A 400-nucleotide genomic window follows, 5' to 3' on the forward strand; every position below is an offset into this window, starting at 1 on the left:
CTCCTCAACCACCGCGCCGAGCAGGTGAAGACGCTGGAAATCGAGAACGGACGCCTCGAGCTGCGAGCGGTAACAGGCCCTGATTACGGCAGAATATTTGACTCAGAACTGGTGGACGCCGTGCAGAAGATCGCCGGCAACGGTACCGGCGACACGCGTTGGAAGGTACCCGGCGTGCTCGACTGGTCGACAGGCATCTACAATCCGCACGTCGACATCTCCCGCGACACCACGACGCTCTACGCGTCAGATCGCGATGTCTTTGTGTTCCTCGTCGACGATCTGAACCCGATCGAGGCCGGGCGGCTGCCAAATGGGGAACCGGATCTCTATTTCCGCGGCTTCTACTGCTGGAATTCCGAAGTCGGCGCCCGCACCCTCGGGATCGCCAGCTTCTATC

The 400-nt window shown here is 61.0% G+C and carries 1 pseudogene; it reads left to right on the forward strand.

Annotated features, from left to right (window positions below):
- Nucleotides 1-400: pseudogene (locus EN935_RS40430) on the forward strand (hypothetical protein); the annotation flags it as partial.

Source organism: Mesorhizobium sp. M7D.F.Ca.US.004.03.1.1, from assembly GCF_003998635.1.
GTDB classification, from domain to species: Bacteria; Pseudomonadota; Alphaproteobacteria; order Rhizobiales; family Rhizobiaceae; genus Mesorhizobium; species Mesorhizobium loti.